The sequence below is a fragment of the Citricoccus parietis genome (assembly GCF_042433045.1).
GTDB lineage: Bacteria > Actinomycetota > Actinomycetes > Actinomycetales > Micrococcaceae > Citricoccus > Citricoccus parietis.
This window is the reverse complement of the sequence record NZ_JBHLWH010000013.1, coordinates 100,074-118,792: the sequence shown is the minus strand read 5'-3', so window position 1 is coordinate 118,792 and position 18,719 is coordinate 100,074. Positions and strand designations below refer to the sequence as shown.

General features: G+C 70.5%; 20 protein-coding genes. 9 read left to right on the top strand and 11 right to left on the bottom strand.

The window, feature by feature from the left end:
• The gene (locus ACFFIO_RS04540) at positions 1-1,083 is read right to left on the bottom strand and encodes an aldo/keto reductase (RefSeq protein WP_378040393.1); all 1,083 of its coding nucleotides are present in this window, start codon (positions 1,081-1,083) and stop codon (positions 1-3) included.
• Positions 1,084-1,154: 71 nt separating this feature from the next.
• Here ACFFIO_RS04540 and ACFFIO_RS04535 point away from each other — a divergent pair, with 71 nt between their 5' ends.
• The gene (locus ACFFIO_RS04535) at positions 1,155-2,054 is read left to right on the top strand and encodes an SRPBCC family protein (RefSeq protein WP_378040392.1); all 900 of its coding nucleotides are present in this window, start codon (positions 1,155-1,157) and stop codon (positions 2,052-2,054) included.
• 16 nt (positions 2,055-2,070) lie between these two features.
• Here ACFFIO_RS04535 and tgt read toward each other — a convergent pair whose 3' ends face one another.
• Entirely contained in the window at positions 2,071-3,414 is a 1,344-nt protein-coding gene (gene tgt, locus ACFFIO_RS04530) for a tRNA guanosine(34) transglycosylase Tgt (RefSeq protein WP_378040391.1), read from the bottom strand.
• 89 nt (positions 3,415-3,503) lie between these two features.
• On the opposite strand from tgt, the gene ACFFIO_RS04525 reads away from it, so the two are divergent.
• Positions 3,504-4,655 carry an FUSC family protein gene (locus ACFFIO_RS04525; RefSeq protein WP_378040390.1) on the top strand — a complete coding sequence of 384 codons (1,152 nt, stop codon included), beginning with the start codon at positions 3,504-3,506 and terminating at the stop codon, positions 4,653-4,655.
• A gap of 103 nt (positions 4,656-4,758) precedes the next feature.
• A complete protein-coding gene (locus ACFFIO_RS04520) occupies positions 4,759-5,205 on the top strand; it encodes a LapA family protein (RefSeq protein WP_378040389.1) in 447 nt (148 codons plus the stop codon).
• Between the two features lie 27 nt (positions 5,206-5,232).
• On the opposite strand, the gene ACFFIO_RS04515 is transcribed toward ACFFIO_RS04520, so the two are convergent.
• Positions 5,233-6,147, bottom strand: coding sequence for a DUF6707 family protein (locus tag ACFFIO_RS04515; protein ID WP_378040388.1), 915 nt, complete (start codon positions 6,145-6,147; stop codon positions 5,233-5,235).
• Positions 6,148-6,150: 3 nt separating this feature from the next.
• Positions 6,151-6,690 carry an NUDIX hydrolase family protein gene (locus ACFFIO_RS04510; protein ID WP_188805465.1) on the bottom strand — a complete coding sequence of 180 codons (540 nt, stop codon included), beginning with the start codon at positions 6,688-6,690 and terminating at the stop codon, positions 6,151-6,153.
• Between the two features lie 103 nt (positions 6,691-6,793).
• Between ACFFIO_RS04510 and ACFFIO_RS04505 the strand changes: the two genes are divergently transcribed.
• From ACFFIO_RS04505 to ACFFIO_RS04485, 5 genes are read left to right on the top strand one after another with little or no spacing between them, the layout of a single operon-like run.
• On the top strand, positions 6,794-7,255 hold the full coding sequence (locus ACFFIO_RS04505) for a DUF6507 family protein (protein ID WP_378040387.1): 462 nt from the start codon (positions 6,794-6,796) through the stop codon (positions 7,253-7,255).
• On the top strand, positions 7,255-8,382 hold the full coding sequence (locus ACFFIO_RS04500) for a glycine zipper domain-containing protein (RefSeq protein WP_378040386.1): 1,128 nt from the start codon (positions 7,255-7,257) through the stop codon (positions 8,380-8,382). The genes ACFFIO_RS04505 and ACFFIO_RS04500 overlap by 1 nt, the downstream gene beginning before the upstream one ends.
• 56 nt (positions 8,383-8,438) lie before the next feature.
• Complete coding sequence (locus ACFFIO_RS04495; protein ID WP_378040385.1) at positions 8,439-8,870, top strand: hypothetical protein; 432 nt, start codon at positions 8,439-8,441, stop codon at positions 8,868-8,870.
• Positions 8,854-10,275, top strand: coding sequence for a DcrB/PsbP domain-containing protein (locus tag ACFFIO_RS04490; protein WP_378040384.1), 1,422 nt, complete (start codon positions 8,854-8,856; stop codon positions 10,273-10,275). Before ACFFIO_RS04495 ends, ACFFIO_RS04490 begins: the two co-directional genes overlap by 17 nt.
• A gap of 24 nt (positions 10,276-10,299) precedes the next feature.
• Complete coding sequence (locus ACFFIO_RS04485; RefSeq protein ID WP_378040383.1) at positions 10,300-10,731, top strand: hypothetical protein; 432 nt, start codon at positions 10,300-10,302, stop codon at positions 10,729-10,731.
• Positions 10,732-10,735: 4 nt separating this feature from the next.
• Here the strand turns inward: ACFFIO_RS04485 and ACFFIO_RS04480 are convergent, their stop codons facing one another.
• Both ACFFIO_RS04480 and ACFFIO_RS04475 read right to left on the bottom strand, forming a co-directional pair.
• A complete protein-coding gene (locus tag ACFFIO_RS04480; RefSeq protein ID WP_378040382.1) occupies positions 10,736-11,506 on the bottom strand; it encodes a glutamine amidotransferase in 771 nt (256 codons plus the stop codon).
• A gap of 9 nt (positions 11,507-11,515) precedes the next feature.
• The gene (locus ACFFIO_RS04475; protein ID WP_378040380.1) at positions 11,516-12,718 is read right to left on the bottom strand and encodes an NADH:flavin oxidoreductase/NADH oxidase; all 1,203 of its coding nucleotides are present in this window, start codon (positions 12,716-12,718) and stop codon (positions 11,516-11,518) included.
• Between the two features lie 48 nt (positions 12,719-12,766).
• Here ACFFIO_RS04475 and ACFFIO_RS04470 point away from each other — a divergent pair, with 48 nt between their 5' ends.
• On the top strand, positions 12,767-13,075 hold the full coding sequence (locus ACFFIO_RS04470; RefSeq protein ID WP_378040379.1) for a hypothetical protein: 309 nt from the start codon (positions 12,767-12,769) through the stop codon (positions 13,073-13,075).
• Here the strand turns inward: ACFFIO_RS04470 and ACFFIO_RS04465 are convergent.
• Genes ACFFIO_RS04465 through ACFFIO_RS04445 form a run of 5 tightly spaced genes read right to left on the bottom strand, consistent with a single transcriptional unit; the run spans position 13,072 to position 18,716 of the window.
• On the bottom strand, positions 13,072-14,880 hold the full coding sequence (locus ACFFIO_RS04465) for a TspO-related membrane protein (RefSeq protein WP_378040378.1): 1,809 nt from the start codon (positions 14,878-14,880) through the stop codon (positions 13,072-13,074). The two genes, ACFFIO_RS04470 and ACFFIO_RS04465, sit on opposite strands and share 4 nt — an antisense overlap.
• On the bottom strand, positions 14,877-15,488 hold the full coding sequence (locus tag ACFFIO_RS04460; protein WP_378040503.1) for a DedA family protein: 612 nt from the start codon (positions 15,486-15,488) through the stop codon (positions 14,877-14,879). Before ACFFIO_RS04460 ends, ACFFIO_RS04465 begins: the two co-directional genes overlap by 4 nt.
• Positions 15,489-15,493: 5 nt before the next feature.
• Entirely contained in the window at positions 15,494-16,513 is a 1,020-nt protein-coding gene (locus ACFFIO_RS04455; protein WP_378040377.1) for a pseudouridine synthase, read from the bottom strand.
• A gap of 55 nt (positions 16,514-16,568) precedes the next feature.
• Positions 16,569-17,759, bottom strand: coding sequence for a glucose-1-phosphate adenylyltransferase family protein (locus tag ACFFIO_RS04450; protein ID WP_378040376.1), 1,191 nt, complete (start codon positions 17,757-17,759; stop codon positions 16,569-16,571).
• Between the two features lie 42 nt (positions 17,760-17,801).
• Positions 17,802-18,716 carry a DNA-formamidopyrimidine glycosylase family protein gene (locus tag ACFFIO_RS04445; RefSeq protein ID WP_378040375.1) on the bottom strand — a complete coding sequence of 305 codons (915 nt, stop codon included), beginning with the start codon at positions 18,714-18,716 and terminating at the stop codon, positions 17,802-17,804.
• Between the last annotated feature and the right edge of the window lie 3 nt (positions 18,717-18,719).

Here is an 18,719-nt window from a genome sequence, read left to right as displayed (position 1 = left end):
TCAGTCGATCCGGGCTGAGACGTTCCAGATGTCGATGGTGGACACCTCACCGGGCTGCTTGCCGGTGATCGCATCGATGCGTGCCAGCTCCTCCTCCGTGAACGCCGTGTTGGCCAGGGCGCCCAGGTTCTCGTCCAGCTGGCCCGTCGACGAGGCGCCCAGCAGCACCGAGGTCACCCCTCCCTCGCGCAGCAGCCAGGCGATGGCCAGCTGGGCCAGGGACTGGCCGCGTTCACCGGCCACCTCATTCAACGACCGGGCCGTCGCGAGGTTCTCCTCGGTGAGGTGACCGGACAGGGAGGTGCGGCCGCCGGAAGGGACGGCGCCGTCGCCCTGCAGGTACTTGTCCGTCAGCAGGCCCTGGGCCAGCGGCGTGAACGCGATGGACCCCATGCCCTGCTCCTGCAGGGTCTGCAGGAGGCCGTCCTCCACCCAGCGGTTGAGCAGGGAGTAGGCGGGCTGGTGGATCACCAGCGGAGTGCCCAGCTCCCGGGCGATGCGCTGGGCCTCGACCGTGCGCTCGGGCGAGTAGGACGACAGGCCCACGTAGAGCGCCTTGCCCTGGGTGACCAGGGCGTGCAGGGCACCGATGGTCTCCTCCAGGGGCGTGTCCGCGTCCGCGCGGTGGGAGTAGAACAGGTCCACGTAGTCCAGGCCCATCCGCTGCAGGGAGGCGTCCGCGGAGGCCAGGATGTACTTGCGGGAGCCCAGGTTGCCGTACGGCCCCGGCCACATGTTCCAACCCGCCTTCGAGGAGATGATCAGCTCGTCCCGGTAGCGGCCCAGGTCCTTGGCGAGGACCCGGCCGAAGTTCTCCTCGGCGGATCCGGCGGGCGGCCCGTAGTTGTTGGCCAGGTCGAAGTGGGTGATGCCGCGGTCGAAGGCGTGGGTCAGGATCTCGCGTTGCGTGGAGAAGGGGCGGTTGTCCCCGAAGTTCCACCACAGTCCCAGGCTGATCGGCGGCAGCGCGAGCCCCGTGGCGCCGACCCTGCGGTATCCGGTGGACTCGTAGCGGTCCGCCGCCGCCACGTAGGGGGCGTGGTGTTCGGGCGTGGGCACGGGGCGGATCTCACCGGTGTTCATGCAGTTCCTCCAGGGCGCTGGTCGGTCCTCTACCGTGGAGCACTGTACGCCCCGGGTGGCAGGCTGGGCTCATGAGCGAAACACAGGGCCTTCCGGAAGCCAGCGGTGAACCCACCGCCCGTATCGAGAGGGAGGGACAGGGCTGTCTCGCCATCGTGGAGGTGACCGTCCCCGGACCCGCCGAGGAGGTCTGGGAGTCGGTCGCCTCCGGTCCCGGCTACCGCCGCTGGTTCGTCGAGGCGGAGCTGGAGCCCCGCGTGGGCGGCGCCCTGGTCACCCACCATGGCGACTTCGGCGACTCCGAGGGGACCATCACCGCCTGGGATCCGCCCCACCGTTATGCGTACGTGGAACCCGACTGGATGGGCGAGGGCACCCCGGTCCCGGACTGGGCCACCGAGATCACCCTGGAACCCGTGCCCGACGACGGCCCGCCGGCCACCCTCGTCCGGCTCACCAGCGGCGTGGCCACCGAGGCGGACACCTGGGGTGAGGACATCGAGGGCACGCTGCCCGGCTGGCGGTCCGCGCTGCGGCTGCTCGCCGAGTTCCACGCCCACGTCGCCGGGCGGGAGACCGCCCAGGCCCTGGTGATGCGCGAGGTCCCGGCGGGGCACCGGCTGACGGTGCTGCTGGGACTGGACGGTGCCGTCGTCGGGCAGCAGGCCACCGCCCGCGCCGAGGCCGATGGGCGGCACCTCGCGGTGACCGGCACGGTGATCGAGGCGAGCAGCGGCCCGGCCGGTGAGGGGCCGACCCAGCAGGATTCCGTGGTGCTGCGCGTGACCGACGGGTCCGGCGGGATCACAGCGGGCGTCTACGAGTTCGGCACCCTGCAGTACGGCGAGACCCGGATGTCCGTGGTGCGTGGCTACCTGCACGTCCCGGCCGGTGCGGACCCGGGGGCCGCCGCGGCAGCCTGGGCCGTGGAACGGGACTGGTCTGCCGTCCTCGACGCACTCCTGGCGTGACGGGCGAGACGGTTAGTCAGGCCTTCGGCGCGTAGTAGCGGCCCAGCACCTCGTCTTTGAGGTCGTAGAACGTGTCATCGTCGATCGAGACGCGGATCCGGTCCACCAGACGCACGGTGAAGCGCTCGTTGTGGACGGAGATCAACGTGTGCGCCACCATCTCCTTGGCCTTGATGAGGTGGTGGATGTACGCCCGCGTGTAGTGGGCGCAGGTGTAGCAGTCACAGCCCTCCTCCAGCGGGGAGAAGTCGCGCTTGTACTTGGCCCCGGGCAGGTTGAACCGGCCGTCGGAGGTGTAGAAGGCACCGGTGCGGGCCACGCGGGTGGGGGAGACGCAGTCGAAGGTGTCCGCTCCGTTCTCCACGGCGGTGAACAGGTCGTCCGGTTCGGAGATGCCCAGCAGGTGACGCGGCTTGTCCTCCGGCAGCTCCTCGGCGCACCAGCCGACGATCGTGCCCAGGTTCGCCTTCTCCAGCGCCCCGCCGATCCCGTAGCCGTCGAAGCCGTGCTCGAGCCACTGACTGTCACCGTGGCCGCCACCGCCGTCGGGGAACCCGGTGCGCATGGCGGCCAGGTCACCGCACGCCTTGCGCCGCAGGTCCTCGTACTGTGCCCCCTGGATGACCCCGAACAGGGCCTGGTAGGGCTTGGCCGTGCGCTCGCCGGTGAGGCGGGCGTGCTCGTCGAGGCAGCGCTGGGCCCAGCGGCGGGTCCGCTCGAGGGCCTCCTCCTGGTAGCCGCGGGAGTTGTGCAGGGTGGTGAGCTCGTCGAAGGCGAACATGATGTCCGCGCCGAGCTGGTGCTGGATGCCCACGGAGACCTCCGGGGTGAACCGGTGCTGGTCCCCGTTGAGGTGGGACTTGAACCAGACCCCGTCCTCGTCCACATTGGCCAGGCGCTCCTTGCCCGGTGCCACGGCGTCGTCCGCGCCCTGGCCGGAGGGGGCCTTCGGGCCGGCCATGTCGATGACCTTCTTGAACCCCGAGCCCAGGCTCATCACCTGGAAACCGCCGGAATCGGTGAACGTCGGTCCGTGCCAGTTCATGAACTGCCCCAGGCCGCCGGCCTCGTCCAGCAGGTCCGCTCCCGGCTGCAGGTACAGGTGGTAGGCGTTGGCCAGCAGGGCCTGCGCGCCAAGCTCCGCCATGGCCTCGGGCAGCACGGCCTTGACGGTGGCCTGCGTGGCCACCGGGATGAACGCCGGCGTCTGGATGATCCCGTGCGGGGTGGTGATAGTCCCGGTGCGGCCCGGACGCGGCTGCCCGTCCGGTCCGGTCAGCCGGGAGCCGACGGCGAAGGAGAAGTCCCGCGGGGTGGCCGGAGCGTGCGCTGGGTTACGGGGGGACGTCTGATGGGTCACGGTGGGCGGGGTTCCTTCGCTCGGGGGTCTGCCATCAATGGTATGTATCAGGGGGAGCGAAGCAGGACCACAGGAGAATGAGGCGGACGGTGGCGGACAGCACGGAGGAGGCCGGGGACCGGACGAGGTCTCGGCTCGCGGACATCAACCCGATCCCCTCGTTGTTCACCATGGCACCGGCCGACCGGGACCACGAGGTGGCGGTCCGCTGCGGGGTCACGGTGCTGGTCCCGCTGCTGACACTGCTGCTGATCGACCGGATCGATCTGGCTGTCTTCGCCTCCTTCGGCGCCTTCACCGGGATCTACGGGCGGAACCTGGCGCACGGCGCCCGGTTGCAGATGCAGGCCCGGGCCGGCGCCCTCATGGCCGTGGTGCTGCTGCTGGCCACCCTGGCCGGGCGCAACGGCCTGTCCGGGTCCGAGCAGCCCTGGGCTCTGGTGGGGCTGACCACCCTCGTCGCCGGAGCCTGTGCCGTGACGGCCGCCTACTGGAACCTGCGCCCATCCGGGTCCCTGTTCCACATCTTCGCCTTCGCGGCGGTGTCCTCCGTGCCGTTCCAGCCGCCCCTGGGCGAGGCGATGCTGACGGCGGTGCTGACCATCTCGTTCGCGCTGCTGGTCGGGATCTCCTCCCGGGTACTGCCCCGGAACCGGCACCGCATCGAACGGCCCGCCGGGCAGCCGATCACCGGTCGGCACCGGCTGGTCTGGTCCGAGGCGGCCTGGTACGTGGTGGCCGCCGGGGTGGCCGGTTCGCTGGCGACGGCGCTGGGGCCGGTGCTGGGCATCGATCACAACTACTGGGCCATGGTCGCCGCCGTGGTCCCGCTCGTCGGCCACTCCACGCGCTACCGCGTGAACCGCGGCCTGCAGCGCATCCTCGGCACGTTCCTGGGTCTGGTGGTCCTCGCCGGGGTGCTGTGGATCCACCCGCCGCTGTGGGCCATCGTGTTGATCATCGCCCTGCTGCAGTGCACCGCCGAGCTCTACATCGCCCGCCAGTACGTCCTGGCGCAGATCGCCGTCACCCCACTGGCCCTGCTCTCCACCGTCCTGGCCATGAGCGCCTCCACCGCCGCCGTGGACACCACCGGGCTGATCTACGACCGCTTCGTCGAGACCGTGATCGGCGCCCTCGTGGGCATGGCCTGCGTCGCCACTCCGTGGGCCTGGCGTAAATGGGTGCTGCGCCTGGAGAACCCCTCGAGGGTCACTCCCGCCAGCGGCGGCGCGGGTTGAGCGAACGGGACAACGGCAGTAGCTTGACCTGTACCAACCGGTAACGAGAGCGAGACCTGACATGGAACGCAGAAACGACAACCCTCAGGACGGGCAGCCTCCCGTGACCGGACCCGGCGCCGTGGAACCGGCGCACCGGGGAGAGACCGGGCTGGAGTACGAGGTCGAGGCCGATCCCGTCGGGTCACCGGGGACGAACCGTGAGCTGGGCACCATCCCAGAGGGCACCTCCCGTTCCCATGTGGAGACGGACCCCTCCCTGGACCAGCCGGCCCGCACGGGCCTCAGCGGCGGGACGTGGATAGCGCTGATTCTCGGTGCCGTGGTGCTCGTGATGCTGTTGATCTTCATCCTGCAGAACAACGTGGAGGCGCAGTTCGCCTACTTCGGCTGGAGCTTCAGCCTGCCGCTGGGAATCGCCATGCTGTTCGCGGCCATCGCCGGCGTCCTCGTGATGGGACTCTTCGGCTCCGTGCGGCTCATCAAGCTCGGCCACCGGGTGCGCAAGCTGGAGAAGGAGCGCAAGGCCATCAAGAACCAGCTCGGCTAGGGCTGTCCCGCGTGTTCCTCCGGCGGCTCAATCCTCGGAGGCCACCGTCTCCGCCAGGGCGCGCAACGCCGCGACCTCACGGCGCACCCGCCGGTCCAGCTCCTCTTGCGTGAAGGTCTCCGAGCCACCGCGGGCCCGCAGGTACATCAGCGTGGCCAAGCGGGACTCGCGCCACCCGCGTTCGCCGATCGGATCACCGTTGGCCTCGGCGCGCAGCACCTCCCGGTCGTACAGGTTCGGCTCGTTCATCTGCCGCTGGCGGATCTCGGCGGCCCGCTGGGCACGGATCGGATCCTCTTCGTCCTGGTCCGGCTCGGCCAGGCGTGCACCGGCCGCCCGGCCCTCCGCCTCCTCACCGCGGTGGAAGTGGATGTTGGCGGCCAGGGCCAGGGAGGACTCGATGGACTTCCACCGCCCCATCGCCCCGTCATAGGGCAACTGGGTCAGGAGGGTCGTCAGCCGCAGGGCGCCGTCGGAGTCGTCCAGGTCGATGAACAGGTGCCGCGCCAGCGTGTCGATGTCCTCGAGCTGAGCGCCCGAGCGCAGGTTGATGCCCCGGGACAGCTTCGAGGCCACGGCCAGCACGTGCTGGTTGTCCGGGTGCAGCTGGGCGACCTCCACGACCGTGGCCTCCGGGCTGCCCTCCTCCACGGGGGAGAGGTCCGTGCTGACGTCGAGGGCCGGTGCAGGCCGGTGCGTGCGCACGCGGATCGTGGAGCCGTAGGCGATCCGCACCTCGCGGCCGTCGGACAGCGTGGCGACCACGAGAGCCGGGGTGCCGAAATCGTCACGGGTCGTGCGGATCTGGGCCACGGGGGTCGACGGCTCACCCTGCCGGGTCAGGAACCGGTCGCCCGGCCCGACCTGCTGGGCCTTGACGGAGCGCAGGTAGTCTCCTGCGGCGTCGTGCGTTCCGGTGTTCTGGGGGTTCGGGGCGGTCATGGCTCAGCGCCCCCAGCCCACGTGGGCGAGCGCCTGGCGCACCAGGTTCCCGCGGCCACCGATGAACTCGGACTGGACCGCCTCGCTGACCGCTTCCTCCGGCGTCAGCCAGGACAGCTCGAGAGCGTCGCCGCGGGGCTGGCACTCACCCGTCACGGGGACCAGGTAGGCCAGGGCCACCGCGTGCTGGCGGTCGTCCGTCAGCCCGGTCTCCGAGGGGCTCGGGAAGTATTCGGCCACCGTGAACGGGGTGATGGACGGCGGCAGCTGCGGCAGGGCGAGCGGGCCAAGGTCCTTCTCCAGGTGGCGCATGAGGGCGGCGCGCACGGTCTCCCGGTACTGCACCCGGCCGGAGACCAGGGTGCGGCGCAGGTGGCCGTCACCGTCGGCCCGGTACAGCAGCCCGATCTCAGACACGTATCCGAGGGGGTCCAGGCGGACCGGCAGGGCCTCCACGTAGACCATGGGCAGGCGGCGGCGGGCCTCGTACAGTTCTTCTTCCGACAGCCACCCGGGATTCGGGTCGGGGGTGCGAACGCTCATGCCCTCAGTTCTACCCGAGTCCGGTGCACCGGTCACGCCGACGGACCGTGGACCGCCCGACACAGGGGAACGATCGTCTCGTCGGGCATGGGGAGTTCTCCCCATGCCCGCAGGTGGCGGCGAGGGATGGGAAGCCCATAGTGTTCCTACTGACCCAGGTGAGATCGTCTCCCGGGGCCTGGAGCGGGGGCTGCGCCCCGGACATCGGAACAGTGAGGACAACGTGGCGATACCGGATTGGACGGTGTACGAGGGGACAGCGCAGACCGTGGTGGACAACACGCTGGAGCAGGCCAATGAGTTCGACAGCCTGGAGACCACCGCGGGCAACGCCTTCGAGGCGGCGATCGGCACCTGCAAGTCGGCCCTGATCACCGGAGCGCTGCAGTCCACTCATGACGAGTACATCGGCAAGCTCATCACGCTGGCCAAGTGGCGCGGCCTGAATGTCGGCAACGAGGGCCAGAAGATCATCAACGCCTGGGTGAACGGCTCGGAGACCATGGCCGTGGACGCCCGACACGCGATGGATGACGTCGTGACCAGTGACGAGGAGGCCAACTGATGGCGGTTGACCTCTCCGGGCTGCCGGAACTCCCGGACACCTCCGCGCTGCGTTCCGATGCCACTCAGATCAAGACGGTCGGCAATGACGTGGACCAGAACTGCATCGACACCCGCAATGCCTGGACCCCGATCGACGCTGCCATCATCAGCCCCACGGGTCAGGAACAGTTGGTCAATGCCCTTGAGGTGATGCTGGGCTACGGCGATGGGGCCAGCCTGTCCACGCAGGCCATCGAGCAGGCGCTCTCGGATTACTGCGACGGGATCGACGCACTCAAGTCGCGCTACGATGCGGCGGTCGGCCAGGCTCAGATGTGTTGGGCTGAATCCACCCCGGAGGACCCCAATTACCGGGACAACAAGGAACAGGCCGCACAGACCGAGGTCAACGCCGTGGCGGACTTGCTGCTGGAGCTGGAGCAGACCTGCGCCGATTCCATCAAGTCGGCCAATCCCGCGGCACCCGGGCCAGGGGGTGCAGGGCACCCCTCGACAGGCGCCGTCAGCAGTGCCACACAGGAGCTGCTGGACCGGCTGAGGGTGGACCAGTACTCCTTCGAGATCCTCGAGAGCGTCACCATCGAGACCAGGGTCTCGGCCTTCCATCTGGAGATCCAGATGGCCGACGGCTCGAGGTTCTCCTACTCGGAGCTGTCCATCGAACAGAGCGTCACGGAGCATCGGACGAGGGTGGATGTGACAACGGTGGACTTGGCGAGCAACAGGACGCCAGTGGGCGAACCGCCACGCTGGGCCAAGATCGGGGGCAACTTCCTGAGTTCGTTGGACATCGGACTCTCCGTCTGGGGCAACGGGACGGAGGAGTGGAATCAGGACCTCTTGGAGAACCCCGACATGAGCACGGGGGAGCAGTGGGGCAGTGCCGCCCAGTCCGCAGCGCTGGGAGCCGGCGGCGGATTCCTCGGCGGCCTGGGTGGGGCGGCGGGCGGTGCCGCGATCGGCACCTTGATCTTCCCGGGCGTGGGCACCGTCATCGGTGGCGTCGTCGGCGGCATTGTCGGTGGGATCGGCGGCGAATGGCTAGGCAACTCGGTCGACAATCTGCTCGACGGCGAGGGAATCGGAGAATCCATCGGCAACGCGTGGAATAGTCTGTGGGGTTGAGCCGAACGGCTTGGGCCGTTGCACACCGTTGAGACGAGGCTCCCGCTATCGAATCCATGCTCGTCCTGTTACTGACCGTGATCCTCGGGGCCGGTGCCTTCCTGTGGTGGATCGCCATTGTTGCCTACCGCGGCCAGTACCTCCAGTGGCTCTTTTTCGTCCCGGTGGGAACGCCTTTCGGATTCCACTGGGCTTTGGCCCCCATGGCCATCGCCGGGACGGGGGTGTTGCTCACCGGCGCCTACGTCACGTACGTCGTGACCCTGCCCAATCCAGAAGCCAGATCTGGCGCACTAGACATCACATTCTTGGCGATGCTGGTACTCATGTTCCTCTCCGCCATCATGCTCAGCCACCGGTTGCCCCGCGCGTGGAAACCGGCCTGGTACCGCGAGTGGGACGATCGGGGGAGGCCCGAGGCCGAGATCCGCGAGATCATCGCGGCACGGAAGAACCCGAAAGGACATCGCCATGACGGAGGAGCCTGACATGGGCCAGAACAATGATTCGGACCACCCCGCCGGGGAGCAATGGACGGATCACCGATCCGGCGGTCTGTCCCTGCGGCTCCCCGCGCAGTGGGCCGCTCCGGAGGGAGCCGCTACCGCTGCCGGGAGCCTCGGCATCTGGGCTGCAACTCCCGCGGGGCCGGGCCAGGGGGACGGCTTCACCGTCAATGCTGTCCTGACCTCGAACCACTTCACCGGGACGGTGACCCAGCTGTCCACCGTGCTGATGGCCGCGGTCACGGTCACGCAGGCGATGCCGCGGTTCCTAGCCGTAGACGAGTTGGATCCCATCCGCCATGGCGGACTCACCGGCCGCAGGCTGGAGTACACCTATGCAGCGGATCGTCATCTGGTGCACGTTATGCAGTACGCCTTCCTGTTCTCCGGGGCGGCCGTGGTGCTGACCCTGTCCTGCGCCGAGGCTGAGATCGCCGAGTGGGACGCCCGCTTCCGGCGCATCGCCGAAAGCGTCGCAGTGGACCCGGCGGGTCTGAGCGAGTGGTCGGGTCCGGAGTTCGCCTTCACGCCGGACCGGGAGCCGGCATTGGAGGAGTTCGCCTCGGTGCGCGGGCAGCGACCCCTGGAACGGCTGGGCCAATTGGCCAAACGCCAGCCCTACCGCAGCGCCGCTCCGTGGCTGGGGGCCGAGGAGGTCAGGTTGCTCGAGCGGCTGTCCGCCACCACGACCATGGCTCCGGATTCCGGCGGCGTCCGGATCACGGGTGGCCTCGGCCGGCTGGAGATCGGGGCCGCGGGACCGGAGCTGAGCCGACTGGTCCAGAACGGGCTGGCGGAGGCCGGAGGACGGCTGACTGAGCAGGGGGCCGTGTTCACCGCCGCCTGGCGGGACACGGCCGCGTCGTTCCGGATCACCGCCCAGACCGAAGCGCGGAATTCGATGTACCAGATGTGGTTCGGGCAACGTGGCGAGGCCCTCGTGCTGGCCGGACCCTCCTTGACCACTGACGTCGACGACGACGCTCCCGCTGGCGCACTGCGTCCGGAATTACTGGACCAGGCCGAGGCGGCCCATGATGTGGCGGCCTGGCTGGGTCTGTCCCCGGCCTGGAACCTGGACGTCGGGACCGCGCCGCTGGACCGGGGCGCCGTGCTGGCCCGTATCGACGCGCGGACAGCGCCTCCGGAGGCCGCCAGTCCGGAACTCGTCCGGGTCTGGGATGAGCCCTGGCTGGTCTGGACCGTGCAGCCTGCCGATGACCGCGCGCCGGTCACCTACCTGCGATCGGGGATCCACGGCCAGTACCGCATGGTCTCGACCGGGGAGGGCATCATCCTGGAGGCCACCCCCACCCGTAACGTGTACCGTGACCTCTTGGTCCGGCTGGAGCCCGAGGGGCTGGAACGGTCCGCCGTTCAGAGGTGATCGTAGAAGAGCGAGGGAGCAGTCGTGTCTGATCTGATGATCGGTGTCGTGGTAGGCGCCGTGGTGGCCCTGGTCGGTGCGGGCTTCCTGCTGACGGCGTGGCTGTCCTACAGCGGACGGTTCCGGAGCTGGGTGCTGGTGCGGCCACCGCTGACCCTGACGGGACGGTACTGGGGCCTGCTGCCCATGGCTCTGGCCGGGATCGCCGTGCTGTTCGTGGCTGTCTTCGGTGGCCTCATCCTCGCGGTCGGTGGCACCGGCTCGGCCCCAGGTGGTTGGTCGCTCACCCTGACTGTGGGCCTGGTCGCCAGCCTGGTGGGCGCCGTGTGGACCAGCCATCGACTGCCCCGCGCCCTGAAGCCAGCGTGGTACCGGGACTGGGAAGACGGGGGGATCACCGAGCAGGAGGTCACCGCCTGGCTGCAGGAGCGGAAGTCCGGCCGCACCTCTCGCTAGCCGGTCAGCGCGCGTACCGACAACGGAAGTTCGCCAGGACCTTCTGCGGCTCGGTCACCGTGGCCGCCCGCACGCGGGTGAAGAGCTCCTCCGTCTCGGCCGGCTCGTAGTAGCCGTGACCCGCGTAGGTCTCCAGGCGGAACAGCAGTCCGGGCAGGTCCAGTTCGGGGTGGAACTGGGTGGCGTACTGGTGCCGTCCGATCCGGAACATCTGCACCGGGCAGGACTCGCCGGTCACCAGCACCTCGGCGTGGGGCGGCAGGAGGCGGACGGCCTCCTTGTGACCCACAAAGGCGGTGAACTCCGCGGCCACGCCGGCCAGCAACGGATCCTGCCGCCCGGCCTCGGTCACACGCACGACGGCGGCCCCGGCCGGTTCCCCATAGGTCCCGTCCACAGTGGCCCCCTGGTGCAGGCCGAGGGTACCGACGCCGTAGCAGGCGCCGAGGAACGGGACGTCCCGGTCCAGCACCACATCCAGCATCCGCCGCAGCTCGGCCTCGACGGCGACCTGCAGGTCGGACTTCAACTCCTCCGGGTCGGAGGAATTGAACGGGCCGCCGCCGACCACCACCCCGGAATGGCGGACCAGGAGGGCCTCCCAATCGAGGTCCGCGGTGCCGCCCGACGACGGCCGGGCGGCCGCGACGAGACGGTCCAGCCGTAGCGGGGTCAGCTCGCCGTCGGCGAAGCCACCGAGCGCGGTGGTGGAGCGGACCTCGTCCGCCGCGACGGCATCGTCCGCGCGGGTCTGGATCAGCAGGAAGGGCAGCACCCGGTCAGATCAGCCCGCCACGCCTGCGGCCGCCGATTCCCGCTGGCGCACCGGCGTGGACAGCCGGCCCCAGGAACCGCGGTGATAGGCCGGGGCCAGCAACTGCCGCCACCGCTCGTCGCCGAGCGACTGGGCGGCCTCCACGGGCCAGTTGGGATGGACCAGGGCGGCCCGGCCGATGTCGACGGCATCCGCCCTGCCCTCGGCGAGCACGGACTCGGCGAGCTCGGGATCGGTGATCGCCCCGACGGCCGAGACGAACAGGCGGCGGGAGGCGCCGTCGTCGGACACCTGCATGCCCTGCCCCGCGCCCAGGGTGAGGTCCGCGGTGCCCGCGAGGACGGCGTCGGCCAGGGGAACCTGGTAGGCGGGCCCGGTCGGCCCCTGGAAGGTGTCCCCGATGCCGCCGGAGGAGACATCCACCCAGTCCAGGCCCAGGCCTGTGAGCTCGCGGACGAGGCGGACGGTGTCCTGCTCGCCCCAGCTGTCCTCGAGCCAGTCGGAACCGGAGAGCCGGATGCCGAGGATCTTCTCCGCCGGCCACACCTCGCGGACCGCCTCCACGATCCGGCGGACCAGGCGGGTGCGGTTCTCGAAGGAGCCGCCCCATTCATCGGTCCGGCGGTTGGTGACGGGGGACAGGAACTGGTGGATGAGGTAGCCGTGGGCGCCATGGACGAGCACGGCCTCGAACCCCGCCTCGTCCGCGCGGCGGGCGGACGCGGCGAAGGCCTCGATGACCTGCTCGATCTCGGCACCGCTCAGCTCCCGGGTGGGGCCGACGGTGGAGACGGCCGGGACGCCGGAGGGGGAGACGGTCTCCCAGCCACCCTCGTCCAGCGGGATGCCCTCATCCGGGTAGCCCGGGTGGGCCGGCCAGGTGGAGGCCTTGGAGCCGGCATGGGCCAGCTGGATGGCCGGGACGGCGCCCTGGGAGCGGATGAAGTCGACGATCGGGGCCCAGGCATCCCGCTGGGCGTCGTTCCACAGCCCGGTGTCCTGGTCCGAGATGCGTCCCTCGGGGAGCACCGAGGAGGCCTCGGCCACCACCATCCCGAAACCGCCGGAGGCGCGGGCACCCAGGTGCGCCAGGTGCCAGGGCCCGGGGACGCCGTCCTTGGCGGTGACGTTGTACTGGCACATGGGCGGCAGGATCAGCCGGTTGCGCAGGGTGAGGCCGGACACGGTCACGGGATCGAAGAGAAGACTCATGTCAGGCACAACCACGGGGTGGTCCGGGAGTATTCCTAGACTGACCCCATGCCGTCCTTCCGCGCCCGACTCCAGATCGGTGACCTGTTGCCCGGCCATGCCCCCGAAGAGGTGATGGACCGGGCCGAGACAGCCCTGGCCGCCACCCACAACGTGGAGGCCAAGGACCTGGAGGTCGTGGCACGCGTGCCACGCATCGTCCTACGGTTCACGGTCCCCGACTCCACCTGGGACTCGGAGAACCGCGCCGCCCTCGCCGCGGCAGGCCGAATGCGCGAGGGTGTCCGGGACGTGGCCACGACCGGTCGGCTGGACGTGCTCCGCCGGGACCGCGGCCGGTGGGCGCCGGTCGGCTAGAACTCGTCGACCTCGTGGCCCAGGGCGGCCCGGTGCTCGGCGTGGTTGATCCGGTAGCGGCGGTTCTCGGTGGCCAACAGCACCATGAAGAGCCCCATGGCGGCCACGATCGCGACCCAGACGGAGGTCATGGACCCCACGAGCCGGGGCACCAGGATGGCGGCCAGGCCCCAGGAGAGGCCGAGGGCGATGCTGATGCGCCCACGCTCGGTCATGGACATCATGGCGGTGCCCCAGACCACGACCACCAGGGTGAGCACCGCCCAGACCGGGCCGGGGATCCAGAGCAGGTTGACCCCGAGGGACTGCAGCCAGACGGATGCGTTCGTGGCGGCGAAGATCAGCGCCCATCCCGTGAACAGTCCGATCATGCCGTCCGTGATGGCACGCTCCGCGCGGTTCCGCGCGGTGTAGAGGTTCAGCTGGTGGATGCTGTCCACCAGGAGATAGCCCAGGGCCAGCCAGACGACCAACTCGACGCCGGGCATGACCCCGGTCCGGGCGAGGACGAACCACGCCACCGTGGCCACCAGGGCCGTTGCCACGCGCCAGCCGGTGGCGCGTTGCCGGTCCGCGGAGGCCTGGCTCGGCAACCACTGATGCACCGTGTAGATGCCCAGGGCCACCCACAGCACCGGCCAGATGAGCTGGTGCCAGAAGGCCATGGACAGCATGGAGAAGCCGCCGGCGAACCGTCCCTGATGCAGCTCGTGCAGCCAGGGTCCGGTGGCGTCCGCGCCCAGGAATCCGAGGCCGTAGACGCCGCCGAGCACGAACACCAGGTAGGCCACGGTCACGGTGACCCGGCGGAGCAGGTCCAGCGCGGTCGGCGCCGGGTCCGGTTCCCGGGAGGGCAGGTTGTAGGGCGGGATGTAGCCGCGCGGTGCGGGCGCCGGCACCGTTCCCGTGGCGGCGACCGCCGGTCGGGTGCGGCGGACCGTGGAGGCCTCGATGGCCTGGGCCTTCTCCACGATCCGGTCACGGTGACGCCATTCCGGCAAGGAGGCCCGGGCCCGTTCCAGCAGTTGGGCGTCGGTCAGGTTCTCGCCGCGCTCCTCGAGCATGGCGCGTCGGTCCGCAGGGGGCACCCAGTCGGTCCCATCGGACTCGCGGGCCGCGACCTGCAGGGCCCACGTCTCGCGTTCGCGCTGGCGGGCCAGCCACTCCTCGTGTTCCTGGCGTTCCATCTCCAGGCGCAGAGCCTCTTCCTCGGCGCGCTGGAGTTCCAGCAGCCGTTCCTGCTCGAGGAGTGCCTCCTGCTCGGCCTGGCGTTTGGCCTCGAGTTCGGCCTCCTCGGCGGCCAGCCGTTCGGCTTCGAGCCGGTCTGCCTCGGCCTGCTCGGCGGCACGCCGGCGCTCGATCTCCGCCTGCCGTTCGGCCTCGGCGCGTTCGGCGGCGGCTTTCCGCTCGGCCTCGGCCTTCTCCTCGGCGCGGCGCTCGCGTTCCGCCTCGCGGTGTGCCTTCTGCCGTTCGTAGGCAGCCTTCATGGTGCTCGGCGACTCGTAGATGGACTGGGAGACCTTGTCCCAGTCGGGCTCGCCGAGGGAATCGAGCCAGTCGTTGAAGGACTCGAGGGGACCCTGGGTCTCCTGGGGGTTGGCGTGCCGCAAGCGCGGCTGGTCCGCGGCGGGCTTCCGAGAGGATTCCGAGGTGGGTTCTGCGGCACTCTCGGCACTTTGGGCGCTGTCAGCGGCGCGATCGGGGCGTGATCCGTCACCCGCCCCGGTGGATGCCGGACCGGACGACTTCTCCGCCGCGGCCTTCATCCGTTCCAGCGCAGCAGAGGACGACGACTCAGCGTTCACCCATCACCTCTCCCCGAGCGCCGCCGGATGGCGACGATCCCCGCAATGATCAACCCTGCAAGGGTACCCAATCCCATGCCCACCACGGCGCTGGCCCAGAACGGCAGGCCTGTCGCGCTGCCGGTGAACCAGCCGAGTCCCACCATGTAGACGGACCACACGGCAGAACCGATGCCTGACAGGGCCAGGAACGGGCCCCAGGGGATGCCGGCGATCCCGGCGGCGGCCATGGACGCCGTCCGGCCGCCCGACACGAAGCGCAACACGAACAGGGAGGCATACCCCGGCGCCGGGCCGGCCTTGTCCAGCAGCCTCAGGATCCCCCGGTGGATGCGCTGGCCCCACGAGGCGCGGTCGAGCAGTCCGGTCAACTGGAACCGGAACAGGGCATACAGTCCGATGTCCCCGGCCCAGCACCCCAGCCACGCCGCCAGCAAGGAGGGCAGCAGCGCCACGCTCCCCAGCTGGGACATGGCTCCCGAGCCGATGACGAACAGCTCGCTCGGCACGGGCGGCACCGGCGCATCGACGGCCACCAGGACCGCGGTCAGCAGGTGGAACCACCCGCCCAGCGACTCGACCCAGGCGGTGTCCAGACCCGGCTGCATGTCAGTCACGCCCCCGGCCCCGGGCGTTCGGCCAGCGCCAGCCGGGAGCTGAACTGCCGTGGGGCTCCGGTCAGCGGGTCCGTGAACCCGATCGTCTGGGCCAGCAGCTGCAACGGCCGGTCGTAGTCGTCAGGGGCGGCGTCCAGCAGGACCGGATAGAACGGGTCGTTGAGGATGCCCAGCCCGAGGGCGGCCAGGTGCACGCGCAGCTGATGGGTGCGGCCGGTGCGCGGGTGCAGCCGGAGATGGGCGACGCCGGCGCCCGCCCGGGTGCCCGCGGAGACGCCCGTTCCGATCAGCTCGATCCGGGTCTGGGCATTGGCCCCCACGGTCGGCCGGTTCGTCCTCCGGCCCGGTCGGGTGGCCTGGGCCAGGCAGCGGCCCGACTCCCGGGGGCCGTAGTCCAGCGTGCGGGCGGTGAGCACCCCCTTCACCTTGTCCATCCGGTTGCGGTAGGTCAGCGGGAACCGGCCTGCCGCGCCGCCGTCGGGAAGCGCCGAGACGGCCTCGTAGACCTTCCAGATCTGGCGCCGTTCGAAGAGCACCTGGTAGGCGCCCCGCGTGTCCGGGTTGGTGGAGAACATCACCACGCCGGCGGTCGCCCGGTCGAGGCGGTGCATGGGCACGAGGTGGTCCAGCCCGAGCTGGTTGCGTAGCCGCACCAGCGCCGATTCCTGCACGAAGCGTCCACCCGGCGTGGTGGGCAGGAAATGCGGCTTGTCCGCCACCAGCAGGTGCTCGTCCTGATGGAGCACCGTGATGGGGAAGGGGATGGGCACCTCCTGCGGAACGCTGCGGTAGTACCAGACGAAGTCGTGGGCACTCAGGGGGGTGTGCTCGGTGACCGTGGTGCCGTCGGCGGCGCGGACCTCGCCGGTGCGGAAACGTTCGAGGATCCCCACCGGGTCCACATGGCCCCACCGGTGCAGCACGTAGGCCAGGATGGTGTCCCAACCGCTGTCCGGGACGGTGAGGCGGGTGGCGTTCACGCCGTCACGGACGGGCAGGGGCGGTTGCTGGGACACGGCCCCAGTCTTCCAGACCGCGGAGCCGCGGACGGACGGCGGCACAGGCGGGAGGTCAGGTCCCGGTGGTCTCGTCCGCGCTGGCGGGCCCGCGGTCGGCCGGCACGAGGACGGTGATGTTGCCGGGCCCGGGGTTCGTCCGGCCGGAGCGCCCGGTGGGGATCTCCGCGCCGACGTCCGCGATGACCGACTCCAGTTCGGCCCCTGCGGGGACCACGCAGTCGCCGAGCAGGACCGACCGGGACACCCGGGCGCCGGCTTCCACCACCACGCCGGGGCCGACGATGCTGTGCTCGACCTCGCCCCTGATCCGGCAGCCGGCCGTCACGAGGGAGGCGGACACCGTGGCCCGGGTGTCGATCCAGGCCGGCGGGGCATGCTTCGGATTCGTGATCAGGGGCCAGCCGGGCCGGTCCAGGTCCAGGCCGGTGCCGTCCAGCAGTTCCATGTGCGCTTTGAAGTAGGCCTCCACGGTGCCGACGTCCCGCCAGTACCCGTCCAGCCGGTAGGCGTGGGTACTCCGGTGATCCACGAAGTGCGGCACGATCGACTCTCCGTAGTCGCCCAGGGAGCCCCCGTCCGCGTCCCCCCGCTCCTCCGTGAGCCGGCGGGTCACCTGCCCGAGTGCGGCGACGTCGTAGATGAAGATCTCCGTGGCCACGAGGCTTCCGTCCGGGTCCTCGGGCTTGTGGTCATAGCGGGTGACCGTGTGGTCCGCGTCCACCTGCACCACCCCGAAGCGGGAGGGGTCCTCGTCCGTCTGCGTGGTCACCACGGTCAGCTCTGAACCCCGGGCGCGGTGCTGCTCCAGGGCGGGCCGCAGGTCGAACTGGTACAGGTGGTCGGCGCTGAGCACCACCACGGTGTCCGCGCCAAAGGCCTCCAGGAGGGGCATCTGCTGGTGCAGGGCGTGCCCGTTGCCGGCGGCGAAGCCCTCCTCGGCGCGCCCCTCGGCCGGGGGCAGCAGACGCAGGCCGTGGCGGGTGCCGTCCAGGTCCCACGGCCGGCCGCCGGCCAGGTGCTGGTTGAGGGTGAAGGGCCGGTACTGCTCCACGATCCACACGTCACGCAGGCCCGAATTGGCCAGGTTGGACAGGACCACGTCGATCAGTCGGTACTGCCCGGCCACCGGGACGGCCGGTTTGGACCGGGCATCGGTCAGCGGGGACAGCCGGCTGCCCTGGCCTCCGGCCAGGACGAGGGCCACGGTGGAATGGGCACGGTCCTGTGGGAATGGATCGGCCATCTCAGCCTCCTCGGGGTCGGACGTGACGCGGCGCCGGGACGGTCACCGCTGGCACTGCCTGCACCAGTACAGGGTACGTTCCACGGTCCCGTCTCCGAGAGCCTCGACCGTGACCGGACCGCCGCAGCGCAGGCAGCCCTCGCGTTGGCGGCCGTAGACCCAGTACGGCGGCGTGTTCCGCCGTTCCGGCCGGGCCGCGGCGAGCGTGACGCGCACACCGTAGGGGGCGCCGTCGTCGGGCACCACGCCCGTGGTGGTGCGCCGGGGTGTCGGTCGGCCGGGCATGGCCGGCACCGTGTTGGCGCGCATCAGGTCCCGGGCCAGGTCCACCAGGCCCGGCAGGTCGGGGGCGGAGGAGACCGGCCGGTGCGGGTCCAGCCCGGCCAGCAGGAGGGCCTCGCAGCGGTAGATGTTGCCGATGCCGGAGAGCAGCCGTTGGTCCAGCAGGGCCAGTCCGATGGGCCGGTCCGGGTCCGCGAGCAGCCGCCGGACCGCTTCCGCCCTCAGCTCACCGGCGCGGTCCGGGGCTTCCCACTCCGGGTCCAGCAGGTCGGGACCGAGGAAGCCCAGCCGGTCCGGGACCTCAGCGGTGGGCAGGACCTCGAGCAGTCCCAGCTGGAACCCGACCACCTGGTGACGGGCCGTCTCCAGCACGCACCTGGCCTGCCAGCCGGGATGGCGCCAGCGCGGCGTGACCGGGGATCCGGCGCCGTCCACCCGGGTGTACGTCTCCCAGCGGCCCTCCATCTTGAGGTGGGAGAGCACGGTCAGTCCCTCGGCGGCATCGACCTCGAGCAGGAGGTACTTGGCCCGGGGCCGGACTGAAAGCACCGTCGTCCCCGCAAGGTCCAGGGTGGCCAACCGGGGGACTCGGAAGTCGGTGCGGACCAGTTCCTGGCCTTCCAGCACCGGCCGCAGGCGGTCGGCCAGCCGGACGAGGGAGTCACCTTCGGGCATGGC

What these genes read in the sequence shown, in the direction of transcription:
- ACFFIO_RS04540 (WP_378040393.1), bottom strand. Translation starts at nt 1,083, where the DNA reads ATGAACACCGGTGAGATCCGCCCCGTGCCCACGCCCGAACACCACGCC.
- ACFFIO_RS04535 (WP_378040392.1), top strand. Translation starts at nt 1,155, where the DNA reads ATGAGCGAAACACAGGGCCTTCCGGAAGCCAGCGGTGAACCCACCGCC.
- ACFFIO_RS04515 (WP_378040388.1), bottom strand. Translation starts at nt 6,147, where the DNA reads ATGACCGCCCCGAACCCCCAGAACACCGGAACGCACGACGCCGCAGGA.
- ACFFIO_RS04510 (WP_188805465.1), bottom strand. Translation starts at nt 6,690, where the DNA reads ATGAGCGTTCGCACCCCCGACCCGAATCCCGGGTGGCTGTCGGAAGAA.
- ACFFIO_RS04505 (WP_378040387.1), top strand. Translation starts at nt 6,794, where the DNA reads ATGCCCGCAGGTGGCGGCGAGGGATGGGAAGCCCATAGTGTTCCTACT.
- ACFFIO_RS04500 (WP_378040386.1), top strand. Translation starts at nt 7,255, where the DNA reads ATGGCGGTTGACCTCTCCGGGCTGCCGGAACTCCCGGACACCTCCGCG.
- ACFFIO_RS04495 (WP_378040385.1), top strand. Translation starts at nt 8,439, where the DNA reads ATGCTCGTCCTGTTACTGACCGTGATCCTCGGGGCCGGTGCCTTCCTG.
- ACFFIO_RS04490 (WP_378040384.1), top strand. Translation starts at nt 8,854, where the DNA reads ATGACGGAGGAGCCTGACATGGGCCAGAACAATGATTCGGACCACCCC.
- ACFFIO_RS04475 (WP_378040380.1), bottom strand. Translation starts at nt 12,718, where the DNA reads ATGAGTCTTCTCTTCGATCCCGTGACCGTGTCCGGCCTCACCCTGCGC.
- ACFFIO_RS04470 (WP_378040379.1), top strand. Translation starts at nt 12,767, where the DNA reads ATGCCGTCCTTCCGCGCCCGACTCCAGATCGGTGACCTGTTGCCCGGC.
- ACFFIO_RS04460 (WP_378040503.1), bottom strand. Translation starts at nt 15,488, where the DNA reads ATGCAGCCGGGTCTGGACACCGCCTGGGTCGAGTCGCTGGGCGGGTGG.
- ACFFIO_RS04450 (WP_378040376.1), bottom strand. Translation starts at nt 17,759, where the DNA reads ATGGCCGATCCATTCCCACAGGACCGTGCCCATTCCACCGTGGCCCTC.
- ACFFIO_RS04445 (WP_378040375.1), bottom strand. Translation starts at nt 18,716, where the DNA reads ATGCCCGAAGGTGACTCCCTCGTCCGGCTGGCCGACCGCCTGCGGCCG.